The 16,009-nt window shown below is 45.6% G+C and carries 12 protein-coding genes; all 12 read left to right on the top strand.

Annotation, left to right across the window (positions count from 1 at the left end):
- Positions 1 to 327: 327 nt before the first annotated feature.
- Positions 328 to 1,758: an amidohydrolase family protein gene (locus EXU57_RS09345; protein ID WP_133267926.1), complete on the top strand. Its 1,431-nt coding sequence runs from the start codon at positions 328 to 330 to the stop codon at positions 1,756 to 1,758.
- Positions 1,759 to 1,849: 91 nt separating this feature from the next.
- Positions 1,850 to 2,626, top strand: coding sequence for a DNA-formamidopyrimidine glycosylase family protein (locus tag EXU57_RS09340; protein ID WP_133267925.1), 777 nt, complete (start codon positions 1,850 to 1,852; stop codon positions 2,624 to 2,626).
- A gap of 350 nt (positions 2,627 to 2,976) precedes the next feature.
- Positions 2,977 to 4,359: a DUF6055 domain-containing protein gene (locus tag EXU57_RS09335; RefSeq protein WP_207955441.1), complete on the top strand. Its 1,383-nt coding sequence runs from the start codon at positions 2,977 to 2,979 to the stop codon at positions 4,357 to 4,359.
- A gap of 915 nt (positions 4,360 to 5,274) precedes the next feature.
- The gene (locus tag EXU57_RS09330; RefSeq protein WP_133267924.1) at positions 5,275 to 6,507 is read left to right on the top strand and encodes a PmoA family protein; all 1,233 of its coding nucleotides are present in this window, start codon (positions 5,275 to 5,277) and stop codon (positions 6,505 to 6,507) included.
- Positions 6,508 to 6,557: 50 nt separating this feature from the next.
- Positions 6,558 to 7,958 carry a Gfo/Idh/MocA family protein gene (locus EXU57_RS09325; RefSeq protein ID WP_133267923.1) on the top strand — a complete coding sequence of 467 codons (1,401 nt, stop codon included), beginning with the start codon at positions 6,558 to 6,560 and terminating at the stop codon, positions 7,956 to 7,958.
- Between the two features lie 7 nt (positions 7,959 to 7,965).
- A complete protein-coding gene (locus tag EXU57_RS09320; protein ID WP_165958090.1) occupies positions 7,966 to 8,733 on the top strand; it encodes a cupin domain-containing protein in 768 nt (255 codons plus the stop codon).
- Positions 8,734 to 8,795: 62 nt separating this feature from the next.
- The gene (locus tag EXU57_RS09315) at positions 8,796 to 10,157 is read left to right on the top strand and encodes a putative oxidoreductase C-terminal domain-containing protein (protein ID WP_133267921.1); all 1,362 of its coding nucleotides are present in this window, start codon (positions 8,796 to 8,798) and stop codon (positions 10,155 to 10,157) included.
- 120 nt (positions 10,158 to 10,277) lie between these two features.
- Positions 10,278 to 12,215, top strand: a complete 1,938-nt coding sequence (locus EXU57_RS09310; RefSeq protein ID WP_133267920.1) for a sialate O-acetylesterase — start codon at positions 10,278 to 10,280, stop codon at positions 12,213 to 12,215.
- Between the two features lie 183 nt (positions 12,216 to 12,398).
- Positions 12,399 to 13,745 carry an FAD-dependent oxidoreductase gene (locus EXU57_RS09305; protein ID WP_133267919.1) on the top strand — a complete coding sequence of 449 codons (1,347 nt, stop codon included), beginning with the start codon at positions 12,399 to 12,401 and terminating at the stop codon, positions 13,743 to 13,745.
- A 297-nt stretch (positions 13,746 to 14,042) separates the two neighbouring features.
- Entirely contained in the window at positions 14,043 to 14,276 is a 234-nt protein-coding gene (locus EXU57_RS09300; RefSeq protein WP_133267918.1) for a hypothetical protein, read from the top strand.
- A gap of 11 nt (positions 14,277 to 14,287) precedes the next feature.
- A complete protein-coding gene (locus tag EXU57_RS09295) occupies positions 14,288 to 14,644 on the top strand; it encodes a hypothetical protein (protein ID WP_133267917.1) in 357 nt (118 codons plus the stop codon).
- A 112-nt stretch (positions 14,645 to 14,756) separates the two neighbouring features.
- Entirely contained in the window at positions 14,757 to 16,001 is a 1,245-nt protein-coding gene (locus EXU57_RS09290) for a hypothetical protein (RefSeq protein WP_133267916.1), read from the top strand.
- The last annotated feature ends 8 nt before the right edge of the window (positions 16,002 to 16,009 follow it).

The raw sequence follows: 16,009 nt of genomic DNA, 5'->3' as shown, positions 1-16,009 counted from the left end.
CACATTTTTCAACGTCCTAACCACTGATAACAAACGACAAAGCCTTCCTTCAAGCAGCTTCTGTTGAGACGCTAAACAGCATGAGCCCTTTTTGGTGACGGGCGGTTGATTTGTAATGGAGCGGTGGTTGCCCGCCCGGGCTGCGCCAGTGGTACGGGCGACTCCGTTCAACGACAACACTTTATGGCGGCAAGCTTTCTGTTTCCTGATTGAACTTTAACTACTATTAGATTAACAGGATCCGGGGAGGGTGGATATTATTGCTAAAACCTATATTTGCCACTACCCCGGTCCCCAACAATTCCTACAATTAAATTCTCTCCCCACATGAAAACACTAGTTGCTACGCTGCTCGGTTTATGTATGACCTATACCGGTTTTTCGCAGCCGAATAAACCTCAATACACGCTTGTAATTACTAACGCAAACATTGTAAATGTCGCCGAAGGTAAAATTGAGTCTGGGCGGCTGATAGCAATTTCGGGCAATACGATCCAGGCAATAGATGATACCCGCAAATCGGCGCAATATAAAGCTGCACGTTCCATTGATCTTGGCGGCAAATACATAATTCCGGGACTCTGGGATAATCATGTACATTTTCGCGGTGGGGACAGTTTAATTGAGGCCAACAAAGCCCTGTTACCTCTTTTTCTTGCCTATGGTATTACTACAGTGAGGGATTGTGGCGGCGACATCACGCCTGCGGTGATGGACTGGAAAAAACAGATTGAAGCCGGTACCCTGGCCGGCCCGCGAATATTTTCATCAGGGCCAAAGATCGACGGGCCCGGAGCCACCTGGGCGGGTTCATTGGAAGTCACGACACCAGGAGAAGTATCCAAAGCACTTGACTCACTTAAAAAACTGAAAGTTGACTACGTAAAACTGTATGACAGCAAAGTGTCGAGAGAAGCCTTTTTAGAAACCATCAGCCAGGCTCAACAGCAGGGAATGAAAACGTCAGGACATATGCCATATACTGTCAAGTTAAGGGAAGCTGTTGACCGCGGTCTTGATGGGTCAGAACACCTGTATTATGTGATCAAAGCGTGTTCAGCAAAAGAAGACAGTATTACCAATGCAATCATACAAAGCGAAAAGACCACAAAACCTATCGGCTTGTTTGCTGCCTTGCCGACGATATATGATACCTATGACCAGCCCACAGCAGATAAGTTATTCAGGCACCTGGCCGAAAAGCGGGTTTCTATAGTACCCACCTTGTTTATTTCCAAAACACTTGGTGAAATCAAGGAGACAGATCATACTGCGGACAGCTTGCTGCCGTATATCGATAAGAAGATACAGGCAACCTACGCGGGGCGTATAGCAAGCGCAAAGCGTCAGTCAGACGAAAGCACCCGGTTCTCTAAGCAGTTTGCAGCAAAAGCGGCTTCCCTGGTTCCCCAGCTTTTCCGAAGCGGAGTAAATATTATGGCAGGCTCCGATTGTGGCGCATCCAACTCGTATGTTTACCCGGGCTCTTCCCTGCACGAGGAGATCAAGCTTATCGCTGCATCCGGACTTACACCTGCACAAGCATTACAAACTTCCACCATCAACGGCTCCAAATTTTTCGGCGTTGAAAAGACTTATGGCAGCATACAAAAAGGTAAGTCTTCTGACCTTGTTGTACTGGAAGAAAATCCACTGACCAACATCAATGCGATCGACAACATCAACATGGTGCTTTCCAACGGAAAAATGTATTCGAAAAAAGAGCTTAACGATTTACTGCATGCAATAAGAAAGTAAACGTAATGTAGTTAAGCTTTTTTGATGTTTGTTTAGCCCTGAAAGTACCCTATATTAGTTGCACGAGATTTACACTGAAAATTTGTAACAAATGCCAGAGATCCCGGACATCGAAGTTTTTTCCAGCAATATAAAATCACGTTTTTCAGGCAAGGTGCTGACTAAAGTTACCGTTATCAACGGAAACAAATTGCAGGATACACAGGAAGCTTTATCAGCTTCATTGGAGGGCAAAACACTTGAAGATGTTTTCAGGTCAGGAAAAGAATTACGCTACCAATTCTCGAACGGAACAATGCTCGGTATGCACCTGATGTTAACGGGTGATATGTTTCCGTTCGAGCAAACCAATAAAAACAAGTTTACCATTGTCGAACTTCATTTTGATGATGGTTCCGGTATTGCGCTTACCGACCGGATGAGAAATGCGAATGTTAAACTCAACCCTGTGGACAAAGACGGGATTGATGCACTGGATAAGGCGCTTGATTTTAAATACCTGAAGAAATTACTATCGCGTAAAACAGCGATAAAAAATATCCTCCTTGATCAAAACCTGATACGTGGAATAGGTAATGGCTATAGCGATGAAATACTATGGGAAACAAAGATTTCTCCCTTTTCTCATGCTGATGCGATACCCGACGAAAAGATAAGAGAGTTGGCTAAAGCAATCAAAAAGGTGTTGACCTCAGCAACCGAAAAAATTAAAAAGGCTTACCCCGGATTGATTACCGGGGAAATAAAAGAATTCCTGAAAATACATAATCGCAAGGTAAAAGAAAGCCCCACCCGCTATCCTGTGAAGATTGTAACAAATGGATCGAGGAAAACTTTCTACACCGACGAACAAGTACTTTACACCTAGTTCGAGCTAAATACTACAGCATCCACCTAAAGAGCGGAAACTGCGCCTTTACCGGGTTCCATAAGAGTTAAATGAAGGCTGTCATGCTATTGGGAACCATAATGCACACCCCGCACATTCCTACCGGTCGAAACAGCAAACGAATAATACAGGCATTTCTCCATATAAAAAGCTGCCATTGGCGTCACCAACAAGATTTAATTGCAGGTAAACCCCGCACCTACTAAATACGAATTACCCAATCCATTGCAGATTTTAACACATTCGACCTGCGGTAATCCAAGCGGTACGAAGAACGCATAAATTTACTTCTCTCGAAATCAGTTGTTCACTTACAAAAAATCGCCAAAATGTTTGTCAGCAAAGGCCTGCTCGCAGCAGTAGTTCTGGGGTTCAACATTGCATGCACTTCTGCAACTGCCCAAACGGCTCCCACGATCCAGCAGGCTCAACACCGATCAGGCACAAAGGAGTTATACCTACCTGCAAAAGTGAACCGGGTGCCTGATGGCAACGACTACGCTAAAAATGAAAGTGAATACAGTTTTCAGCGGATGGTTCAGGGAGATGACATCGCCATTTTCTGGCACAAAGAATTTGGTGACGATCCTACCACGAATGCCAACGAGAAAAAAAGGTTTAACCCTGCGGAAGCACTCAAAGAACTGGAGCGCTTTTACGACTTCTACGTAAATAACCTGAAGCTGGTTGAGAAGGGCAAGTCGCTAACGGATAAATACAAGATGGTACTTTACGTGTTCAGTGGTGAAGGCGGAACAGCATTTGGTGGCGGCAGCGAAAACAAAGTAGGTATGCTCTGGACCCCACCGGGAAGAATGAGCAAGATGCCATATGGAACACTTGCGCACGAACTGGGACATTCGTTTCAATACATTATGCGGGCTGATCATGGCACCGGGCCGAGAGGGGCGATTTCAGAAATGTCGGCGCAGTACCTTTTATGGCAGGTATACCCCGAATGGATGACCTTCGAAAATTATCACCTCGTTGATTTTATGAAGAAGACGCACTATGCATTTCTTCATCCTACCAACATGTATCACTCTCCGTATGTATTTGAGTACTGGTCGAATAAACATGGTATTGAATTTTTTGGGAAACTCAGCCGGTTAACACAGCAAGGCGAGGACCCGGTAATGACTTACAAAAGGATAACCAATTTAAACCAGGAGCAATTCAATGATGAGATATTCGATGCATGCAGACGTTTTATCACCTGGGATATGGAGCGAATTAAACAGGTAGCCGCACCATATGCAAACCAGCATACCACTACGCTGAATGCTGCTGCCGACGGCTGGTACAGGATTGCAAAAACACACTGTCCCCAAAACTATGGTTACAACGGGATCAGGCTTGCGGTGCCAAAAGGCGGAACAAGGATCAGGCTAGAATTTAAAGGTTTGGCCGGCAGTGAAGGCTTTACCGCTGTTAAAACCGATAACGCAGGATGGCGTTATGGCTTTGTTGCGCACAAAAAAGACGGAAGCAGGGTTTACTCGGATGCTTTTAAAAAAGCCGTTGGTTCTGTAAACTTTAAGGTGCCGAAAAACACGGAACATCTATGGCTGGTGGTGATGGGTGCACCAACTGAACATTGGCCGGTTAGTGCGCCGCGGCAACGAACCGAAAGCAGTAACAACCAGGAAGAGCAATGGCCCTATCAAATTAAGTTAACGGGAACCGGCATAGATGGTTCCATGATCAAATAAATCAACCATTCGACAATTAAAATTGTCCTGTTCACAAATCGGGCAGTGTTCTGTTGCAGGAGGAGCTGATATTACTACGATATGACAGCTGTTGCCACGACCATCGTATGGGCAACAGGGTGTGTTCACTGGTCGCCATAGTCATATCCACCGCCTTGCCGGGTCACCCAGCCGACATGCACATAAGTTGGTCAAGCTAACTATTGGATGTTTGAAGACCATGCGAGTCGTCGCGCTTTAGATTGACCAAAACTCCCTGCTTTACATCGTCTTAGCCGGATTAATGAGTACGGTGCACATGGAGCATTTGTAAAGCCGAAAGGTCTGCCGGCATACTTAGCTAAGCGCGTGTGTAGCCCCGACAATTGTGCGCGGCTAAGTGGGTAATGCTTTAGCTGGAGTTATCAACTGCCGTCCTGCAGACAGCTGTATCAATTCACATCCATTTTGCTTGTTCCATTTCTGGCCAGGCTTCATAGTACTGCAAATGGTACGTTTCAGGCTAGTTTTCTTACACCTGTACCCTTCCGGGTTGCGCTCACTGCACTAAGGCATAACCCCGTCATTAGCCGGTGTGGGTTAAGCCTGATTTCTTGTTCAAGGTATTCAATAAGGATAGGCCTCGTAATTCCACCTGTAATTGCTCCCCGATCACCAACTGAGGCTACATTGGGTTGCAATCAAAAGATTGCAACCGGTTACATTATTAGATTTTTGTTATATTCGTTTTGAACCGGCGCGGGAAAAACCTTCCGTTCCTATTTGACGAAAAAACTGAAACCCAAAAAGCGCTTCAAAAAGTTTAAAACTTTCGAGGAACGGAGGCTTTCAGTAGAATATTATCCCAAACATCAAAGCTTGATTCACCCGGAGACTCCGGAAATCTACTTTGGTAATACAGGACATACGATTGATATGAAAAAGCTATTGATTATAGGACTATCTCTTGCATGTTCAATATGCACTGTTGCGCAAAAGATAGCCTCCTTTGAAGTACAGCCGGAACGCGCGCACATGCTTAGTACGCCTGCAAGTATTAATCTCGATGAGATCAGCTTCGTTCCCGACTCCGCATTAACACTCCTGCAAGTTGAAAATGGTAAAAAAACACTCGTTCCTTTTCAAATTCACCATGCAGGTCAACGAACACTAAACTGGACCATTGCACCTGGCAAAAAACGCTATATCTATGAACTGGTGAAAGGCGCCGGCTCAGCTGCGACCAGCGACATAAAAGCAACTTTGAACGAAGGGGCATTAGTTGTCCGAAATGGTCAAAAGAACCTGCTGAGCTATCATTACCAAACGGTTTACCCGCCCACAGGTATCGACACGAACTTCAAGCGTAGTGGTTTTATACATCCGTTGTGGACGCCCAACGGACAAGAACTTACCCGCATACAGGCCCCCGACCACTACCACCATTATGGCATTTGGAACCCCTGGACGCATGTATATTTTGAGAAAGACACGGTTGATTTCTGGAACATCAAAGGCAAACAGGGAACGGTACGCTTTGCAAAGTTTGCCTCTGTAACTGATGGACCGGTGTTCTCGGAATTTGAAGCTTTACACGAACATGTTGTATTCAAAAAGGATGGTTCCGAAAAAGTAGCACTAAACGAATTGCAAACGGTGCGCGTATACAAACCACAGGAACAGGACAAGTACTACGTTGTAGACATTACGTCGAAAATGAACTGCGCCACCGCGAGCCCGTTTTTAATTGTTGCATACCGTTACGCCGGAATGGGTTGGCGTACAACTGAATACTGGAACAATCAAAATTGCGAGGTACTGACTTCAGAAGGAAAAACACGCAAGGATACTGATGGCTCAAAAGCGAAGTGGTGCATTGTTCAGGGTGCGCTACCAGGCAATGACTCAGGTGGAATAGCTTTTCTCTCGTACCCGGCCAACTTCAACCATCCCGAACCCATGCGCATATGGACCGAAAATACAAACGGAAGGGGCGACATGTTTTTCAATTTTGCGCCTACAAAAGACAAAAACTGGTTGTTAGAGCCGGGAAAAACCTACACCTTGAAATACCGGTTGGTTGTTTTTAATGGAAAATTCGATGCAGCAAAAGCGGAAAGCGCCTGGCAGTATTTTGCAGCCCCACCAAAAGCAAAAATGGTCAAATAGCGACAGCAACTCTTAACTAAAAGTCTTAATTGCCATCAAATACAAAACTCATGGTCGAGCAGACAAAATCAACAATCAGCCGGCGGCACTTCCTGAATAATTCTGTAAAGGCCGTATTAGGCACCTCGCTAGCGGTTGGCTTTCCAGCTATCGTGCCTGCCACCGTTTTCGGAAAACGCGCACCAAGTAACCGTATCAACATCGGAGCCATTGGCACTGGTCGCATATCGCGTATACACGACTTGCCAGGTGTATGGCAGCATGATTACGCACAGGTAATTGCCGTGTGCGACTTCGATAAAAAAAGGGCTCAGGAAGGTAAGGAATTGGTAAATGAGTATTATACGAAGAGAGATGGAAAACCGTATGACGGCGTAAGGGTGTATCACGATTACCGTGAGTTGCTGAAGAATAAAGATGTCGATGCAGTTATCATTAGTACACCTGACCATTGGCACGCAAAAATCGGCGTCGATGCTGCCCGCGCAAAGAAACACATCTACATGCAAAAACCTGCTTCGCTTACCATTGCTGAAGGGCGAATGATGAGCGACATCATCGGAAGCAGCGGGGTCAAATTCCAGATCGGCAGCCAGCAACGATCATCAGAACAGTTCCGGTACGCAGCCGAGCTGGTTCGTAACGGAAGAATAGGTCAATTGCAAACCGTTTTTGTTGGTCTACCTGGCGACCCTGCCGGTGGCGAGGAGAAAGAAATGCCCGTGCCTGCCGGGTTGGATTACGATATGTGGCTGGGCTCTACACCAAAAGTTCATTACACCGAAGATCGGGTGCATCCGCAGAATGGATACGGCCGGCCGGGCTGGTTACGTTGCGAGCAATTCGGCGCCGGTATGATTACCGGGTGGGGTGCTCATCATGTTGACTCTGCACATTGGGGAATGGGTATGGAACGTAGCGGACCAATTGAAGTCTGGGGCACTGCACAATTTCCTACATCTGGTTTGTGGGATGTACATGGGATATTTAAAACGGAAGCATTGTACGCGAATGGCGTGCGAATGGTTGTGAGCAATGAAATACCAAATGGGGTGAAGTTTGTAGGAAGTGAAGGTTGGATCTTTGTTTCAAGGGGTGACTACCAGGCAACGTCAAGCGATCCGGGAGCAGGAAGCACACAAGCAAAAAAGTTAGATGCCAGCGATCCCAGGATCATGCAATCGGTTATTGGGCCCAATGAGTTTCACCTCCCTGTAAGTAAAGAACATCACGGTAACTGGCTGGATGCCATAAGGGACAACAAAACCCCGATTGCACCCGTAGAAGAAGCACACCGCTCCTGTTCTGCCTGTTTACTACACCATATCGCTATGAAACTAAAAAGAAAGGTGTACTGGGATCCTGCAAAAGAGCAATTTAAAAATGATGACGAAGCAAATAAGATGGTCAGCAGGGTACAAAGGGAACCATACGCTATTAAAAAAACTTAACGACAGTATGCGTGTTATTTTCATATTGTTGTTCGTTTTTCCGATTGCTGTTCCGGCACAAACGGATTCTATATTATCGGGAGTTTACAATTGGAAGGTTCCGCCGAAACAAAGCAGTAAATCGATATCGTCTGCCATCCTGTTTCAAGGAAAAGCATTTGACTTGCAGTGGCTTCAGGTAAGCGCCAATCAACTTAAGGCGGTAAAAACAAAGATTGATATTCAAGTCCCAACAGACGAGGAGCAGCTGTTAATTGTGAAGTCAGGCAGGATTTCGTTGGAACTAAATGAGTCGACGCATACAGTTGGCGCAGGAACAGTCGCGCTACTAATTCCGGGTCAAAAGTATGCGTTGGAAACGCAAAAAAATGAAGCATGCACCTACTACCTGATGCGGTATCGAAGCAAGCACGAAAAGGTTTTGGAAAGCGCAAATACTGCAGGAGGTTCGTTAATTACTGACCTGGACAAAATAGCTTTCAAGCCTCATGACAAAGGCGGCAGGCGCGATCTGCTTGAACGACCAACGGCTATGTTCAGGCGTCTTGAAATACACGAAACCACCCTGAAACAAGGGCTTAAGAGTCATGAACCACATACACATAAGGCTGAGGAGATTGTACTGGTAACAGACGGCCGAACAGAAATGGAAATAGCCGGCAAATTATATCCAGGTGGTACCGGGAGCATCTATTATCTCGGCTCAAATGTGCCCCACGCACTTAAAAACAACGGCAACACAAATTGTGTCTATTTTGCTATCCAATTTGAATAGCGGCTCAGGTTTGAGGCCAACGCTAAGCTTATCGCTATTCACTGCTTCATAATGAAACTTATATGAAACACCTTACGATATTCCTGTTTTCTTTTGCTTTAACACTTTTTAGTATTGGACAGCCCACGTCTAAAACAGTCCGGCTCATCACCCTTGATCCCGGCCATTTTCATGCTGCGTTATTACAAAAAACGATGTACCAGGATGTTGATTCAGTTGTACACGTTTATGCTCCTGAAGGCAATGATCTTAAATTACATTTGGACAGGATTAATGCGTACAACACCAGGGCAGAAAATCCTACCAGCTGGAAGGAACAAGTTTATACCGGGGAAGATTTTTTTGAAAAGATGATTGCAGAAAAAAAAGGAAACGTGGTAGTGCTATCGGGCAATAACCTAAAGAAAACAGAATACATATTGAAGTCTTTACAAGGCGGATTGAATGTTTTAGCCGATAAGCCAATGGCAATAAACACGCAGAATTTAGCGATGTTAAAACAGGCGTTTGAAACGGCAAAAAAGAACAATGTCGTTTTATACGATATTATGACAGAACGTTTCGAAATCACCACTGTACTACAAAAGGAACTTTCAAGGCTAACCAACGTATTTGGGGCTTTGCAAAAAGGCACAGCTGCAAACCCGGCTGTAACCAAGGAAAGTGTCCACTACTTCTATAAAAATGTTTCGGGAAATATACTTACCCGACCATTCTGGTTTATGGATGTTAGTCAGCAAGGGGAAGGCATTGTTGACGTGACTACCCATCTTGTTGACCTGGTGCAATGGGCATGTTTTCCGGAACAGGTTATCGATTACAGCAAGGACATTCAGATGGTAGCTGCAAAACGCTGGACCACACCAATGCGCTTAAACCAGTTTACAGCAATCACGCGTGCGGCTGCATTTCCCGACTATCTACAGAAGGATATTACAAGTGATACAGTGCTGAATGTTTATAGCAACGGAGAGATAAATTACAAATTAAAAGGTGTGCATGTAAAGGTGTCGGTTGTGTGGAACTACCAGGCCGAGCCCGGTGCCGGCGATACCCACAACTCGATCATGCGCGGCACGAAAGCAAACCTTGTTATCCGCCAAACAGCCGGGCAACAGTATAAGCCCGTTTTATATATTGAGCCGCTTACAAACAACGCGAACTTCCGAAGTGCATTAATGCAGCAATTTAAGGCAATCACCGCTAAATATCCGGGAGTTGAATTGAAACCCTCAAAAGCAGGTTGGGAAGTTGTTATCCCTGATCAATATAAAGAGGGACACGAAGAACACTTTGCAAGAGTTGCTAAAAAATATCTTGAATACCTGCGCAATAAAAATATGCCTGCCTGGGAAGTACCAAATATGCTCGCTAAATATTATACCACTACGAAAGCGCTGGAACTCGCAAAGCAACAGCAATAACCTGGCAAGACCGTCCGCTCGTTAACAATAGCCCGTAGATTAGCGGCAGATGTGGAGAACATCCACATAAGAGAATTTGACACATCAATTAAACCAATGATTAACACCCCAAACTTGATAATGAAAGCTTTCCTTTTTATCATTTCCATGCTCCTCCTGTTTACAAGCCGGATTTCGGCACAGGTACGGCTTCCGCAGCTGGTTAGAGACAGCATGATCTTACAACGTGACCAAAAAGTTAATGTATGGGGCTGGGCGAAAAGCGGCGAAAAGATTACCGTAAGCTTTGCAGGAAAAAAGTACAGGACAACGGCCAGAGATGGCCAATGGCGTATTGCCCTTGCACCTTTGAAAGCCGGTGGGCCCTATACCATGAACATCGACGCTTCAAATCATATTACCCTTAAAGAGATACTAATTGGTGATGTTTGGTTTTGTTCGGGTCAATCTAATATGGTGCACCAAATGGAACTGCATAGCGTTCTTTATGCAACGGATGTTGCGAGCGCAAATTATCCCCAGATACGGCAATTTTGGGTACCCAATATCACAAGTCTGCAGGGTCCTGAGGATGACTTACCATTTGGGTTCTGGAAATCGGCAAACCCCAACGATGTACGGCAGTTTTCGGCAGTTGCTTACTTTTTTGCCCGCAAGCTCTATGATACATACAAGGTACCAATCGGGTTAATCAATGCAAGCTGGGGTGGAACCCCGATTGAGTCATGGTTGAGCGAGGATGGTTTCAAAACGTTTCCGGCAAACCTAACCACCATCCAAAAAAACAAGGATACCGCATACATCAACGGCCTAAGCAGGAGAGCTTCCGCTTTTGTTTCACCACCCAGGCCAGACGACAAGGGGCTAACCGGGTCGACAAAGTGGTTTGATCCTACATATGTGCCAAAAGGTTGGCGTACGATCAGCGTGCCGGGTTATTGGGAGGACCAGGGTGTGAAGGACCTTGATGGCACCGTATGGTACAGGAAAGAGGTTGATGTATCCGGTTCGATGGCCGCTGCTGCTGCAAAGGTTTTCCTTGGGCGGATAGTGGATGCTGACGCGCTTTACGTAAACGGTAAACAGGTTGGAAATACCACTTACATGTACCCGCAACGCAGGTATGCGTTACCCGCAGGTACGTTGAAAGCGGGTAAAAACTTATTTGTTGTTCGTGTTACCAACAACGGAGGCAAGGGAGGTTTTGTTCCTGATAAACCCTATCAATTGATTGCAGGGAACGACACCATTGAACTAACCGGTTACTGGCAGTACAAAGTCGGACAGGTTTTTACCCCACAACGTGGGTTTGGGGGTGGGGGTATTGCCCTCCATAACCAGCCAACTGCTTTGTTTAACGCTATGGTAGCTCCTTTTGTAAACTATTCCGTTAAAGGTTTTCTATGGTACCAGGGTGAAACTAATGCAGGGCGACCTGACGAATATGCAAAGCTGCAACCCGCGCTGATTGATGATTGGAGAAGCAAATGGAACCAGCCCAACGCTCCCTTTTTATATGTTCAGCTTCCAGGCTATATGGATATGAGTTACCAGCCAGTGGAAAGTCAATGGGCAGCTTTCAGGGAGGCACAGGCGAAGTCCTTATCGGTGCCCAATACTGCTATGGCTGTTGCCATCGACCTTGGTGAATGGAATGATATTCACCCGGACAGGAAAAAAGAAGCTGGTGAACGTTTAGCCCTCGCAGCTCAAAAGACCGTTTATCTTGAAAAAGACCAGGCTTACTTAAGCCCCATGTATAAGTCGGCAAGGGTTGAAGGGAACCACATTGTTGTAGCCTTCGATAACGTTGGTGCGGGATTAACAACCAACGATAGCGAAGAGCCCGGAGAATTTGCCATCGCAGGAGCAGACAAAAAGTTTGTTTGGGCGAATGCAAAAATTGAAGGTGACCAGGTAGTGGTTTCAAGCGAAAAGGTTACTGCTCCAATGTATGTTCGATATGGCTGGGCCGACAATCCTGTGAACCCGAATGTATACAACAAAGAAGGTTTACCCCTGGCGCCATTTCGGACAGATAGTCCAAACGCAAAATAGAAGGCATAACAGGTTAACCCTGTTACCGGCGGCAAGTCAGGTTTTCAATGCTTCTCACCGATTACGGAAGTAACGGGTTCAACCCGGTATCGCTGGCATTTATGCGATTGACCTTTACATCTCAGGCTTTTAACTGATGCCAAAAAAATGTACATTAGGGTTCCTGCAACTGAGATAGCCAGCATGAACACAGCATATACCAGCCCTAAAAAACATGCAATTGTAGCAGGCGGAAGCCTTGCCGGTTTGTTGGCCGCCAAGGTCTTGAGCAAGCACTATTCATCGGTCACTATTATTGAAAAAGATAGCGTTCAACGTAAACCCGAAGCAAGAAAAGGACAAGCACAGGCATACCACCTACATGCCCTGCTTCCTGCAGGCTTACAGGTATTGTCGCATTACTTTCCCGGCTTTTTGGATGATTTAAGTTCGCATGGTGTGAAGGTGCTTGACTTTGCCAGTTCTATGAACTGGTACTGCTATGGCGGTTTTAGAAAACGTTTCCCCATTGGCATTGAAGTTATAATCGTGAGCCGTGCCCTGCTCGAACACGTTGTTCGCGAAAGAATACTGGCAATGCCAAACATTCAACTTGTCGATAATACCCTGGTAAAACAGCTCACCACTACGGATGATAAACAGAGCATCACAGGGATTGTAACAGAAAATAAAAACACCGGGCAAACAAACCTGGTTTCAGCAGACTTTGTTATGGACACTTCCGGACGCGGATCCCGGACAGCACAGTGGTTAAAAGAACTAGGTTATGGCGAGACCCCTGTAAGCGAAGTGAAGGTTAACGTTGGCTACACAACCCGTATTTATACAAGAGATCCCGGGGATGCGCATGGAGAAAGCTGGATCATCTCTACGCCCATAGCCCCCGGACACAAACGTTTTGGTGCAGCCTTCCCCATAGAGAATAACAGGTGGATGGTTACTGTTGGTGGCTGGCACAACGATCATGCACCAACTTTAGAAACGGAATACCTCGAATTTGTGCGCGGCCTGCCGAACCCGGCCTTATACGACGTCGTCAGCACTAACAAAGCCGTCGGCGACTTCATTCAATATAAGTTCCCGTTTAGCCTGCGGAGACACTATGAAAAGTTAAGACGGTTTCCGGTGGGTTTTCTCGTAGCAGGCGATGCATTCTCAAGTTTTAACCCGATTTATGGACAAGGGATGAGTTCTGCAGCGCTGCAGGTTGAACTGTTGGACAAACTCCTGAACGAGCAAGTACCTGACCAGGACCTCGCAAAAACATTCTTTAAAAGGAGTACCAGTATCATTGATGTTATCTGGTCGATGGCTACGGGAGAAGACTTCAGGTACCCGCAGACTTCAGGTACCAGGCCACCCGGTATTAAACTGGTAAATAAATATATTGAACAGGTACATAAGGCAACCACCAAAGACGAAGTTGTTTGCGGTGCATTCCTGAAAGTTATTGCGCTGCTCAAACCACCGACCCATCTTTTCCAGCCCGCGATCCTCTGGCGGGTATTACGACAAGGTAAACCAAAATAGCGCGTTAGCACCGCGGTTGCGCCTCGACGAAATGTCCGCCACCACGTATCACTACGTTGCCAACCTATGCCGGATGCTCCCAGAAAGGGCAATAACACGCACCGATATGCTGCCGCTGAGAACGGAAGCCTTTCGAAAGGCAACGGCGCTCCAAACTGTCGTTAACGCGCGTTTCAGCCGGTAACAAACTCCAAGTATAATGTGATCGTGTAGCTGAAGACTACCTGGAAAAAAAATATGTAGGTACTTTGCATAACAAAGTGCTTTTACATTAACTTTGAACTGCAAAGTACTTTTATGTCTACTAAAATTTACGATCAACAGCTTACCAAAATGAGCGACACTGCTGGTAGAAAGAAGCAGGTAATTGCAGTTGTCTCAATCTTAATCTTAGTATTAGCACTTGCGTTTACCAGGTGGCAGCAATGCAAAGGCCCTGCAACCAAAACCAGTCTTGAACCATTTAGCAGCGCGGGCAAGATCTCCTATATCGGTGCAAGAAATGTTACCGCGTTTTTACAACACTTTTGATTATTCACTTTATGAAACCAACAAACCTCCTGTTATTACTCCTGCTATGTTTCATAGCGTGCAAAAACAAACAACAGGAAATCAGGCCCGAGAAATTTGATCGTGTGAAATGGATGGAAACGAACGGCCTGGAGCATCCGTACCGGGAACGGATGCTCCAGGACCTGATTGATAATTACACCTTAAAAGGCCTGAACGCGAAAGAAGTGTTCAACCTGCTTGGTGAGCCTGACCGTACCGATGACGGCCATCTGTTTTATACTGTTGTTAAAAAATATTTTGCAAACGTATACCCTATTTATACCCGTACGCTGGTGATTAAACTAAGGAGCGATAGCACCGTAGAATGGAGGAAAATACATGGATAAGCAAGAGGCAGAAGTGAAGAAATACAAAGACACTACGGGATACCGGCTGATCAAATCACCAATTAACGGCCAGGTAAATAAACGCACTACTGAATAGTTATAAAAAACAGATATGAAAGAAGAAATCCTGATGAATATCGATAATCCGCGGCAGCTTGAACAATTGTACCGGGTAGATAAACAAAGTTTCAGGCAAACATTTACGACGCTTTACCCGAATATCAAAGACAAAGCCCTGGCTGCCTTTTGGCATGAACGCCTGAGCTTCACCAGGCAAGATGTTTTGTTTGGCAACAGGAAAGAACTTGCCCTTGTAATTATTGCCGCTATTCTTGCAGGCTTAGTTGCAAAATTGCCTGCGATATTCTCCTTAAAGGAAGATGTTTTCTATCAACGTAACATTGGCTTTATTGTATTCCCGCTTTTGTCGGCCTACTTTGCCTGGAAGAATAGATTGTCGGCCATGAAGAGCGTTGGCATAACCAGTACAATATTATTTGGAGTACTTTTCATTAATGCATTTCCCAATAAAGCTACCAGCGATACTTTATTGTTGTCCTGTGCTTTTTTATTGCTCTTTCTCTGGGCCATTCTTGGATTTGCCTTTGTTGGAGGAAAGCAAAACGACCATGAGAAACGCCTCTCATTCTTGAGGTATAATGGGGATCTCGTGGTGATGACAACCCTAATCCTGATTGCAGGTGGTATCATGAGTGCGATAACCGTTGGGCTGTTTGGGCTGATCGGGCTTAAGATCGAAAAAATATACTTCTCTTATGTGGGTATATTTGGCCTTGCAGCCGCACCAATCGTAGGCACTTACCTTACCCAAAATAATCCGCATCTAGTTGGGAAGGTTTCGCCGGTAATTGCGAAGATATTCAGCCCCCTTGTATTGCTTATGCTCGTGGTTTATCTCGTAGCGATGGTTTATTCCGGCAAAGACCCTTATAACGACCGCGAGTTCCTGATGATCTTCAATGCGTTGCTGGTTGGGGTAATGGCAATTATTTTCTTTTCCGTTGCCGGCACATCTGCAACTACCAGGAACCCAGCTCAGATATGGATACTCTTCCTGCTTTCAACTGTCACCATTATCGTAAATGGGATCGCACTTTCCGCCATCTTGTTTCGCATCTCATCTTTAGGAATCACACCCAACAGGGCTGCCGTGCTTGGAAGCAACGTGATCATCCTGGTAAACCTCTTCCTGGTAACAGCGACTCTATTTAAAGCAGTAACCAACAAGGATGCACTAAAGTCAGTAGGAAGATCCATTTCATCTTATTTACCTGTATACGTGGTATGGGCCATAATTGTAACCTTTATTTTCCCACTTGTATTTGGCTTCAAATAAGACGCCCA

This window comes from Segetibacter sp. 3557_3, from assembly GCF_004354985.1.
In the GTDB taxonomy this organism is placed as follows: Bacteria; Bacteroidota; Bacteroidia; order Chitinophagales; family Chitinophagaceae; genus Segetibacter.
The sequence above is the reverse complement of the archived record's forward strand: the minus strand, read 5'-3'. Positions and strand labels throughout refer to the sequence as shown.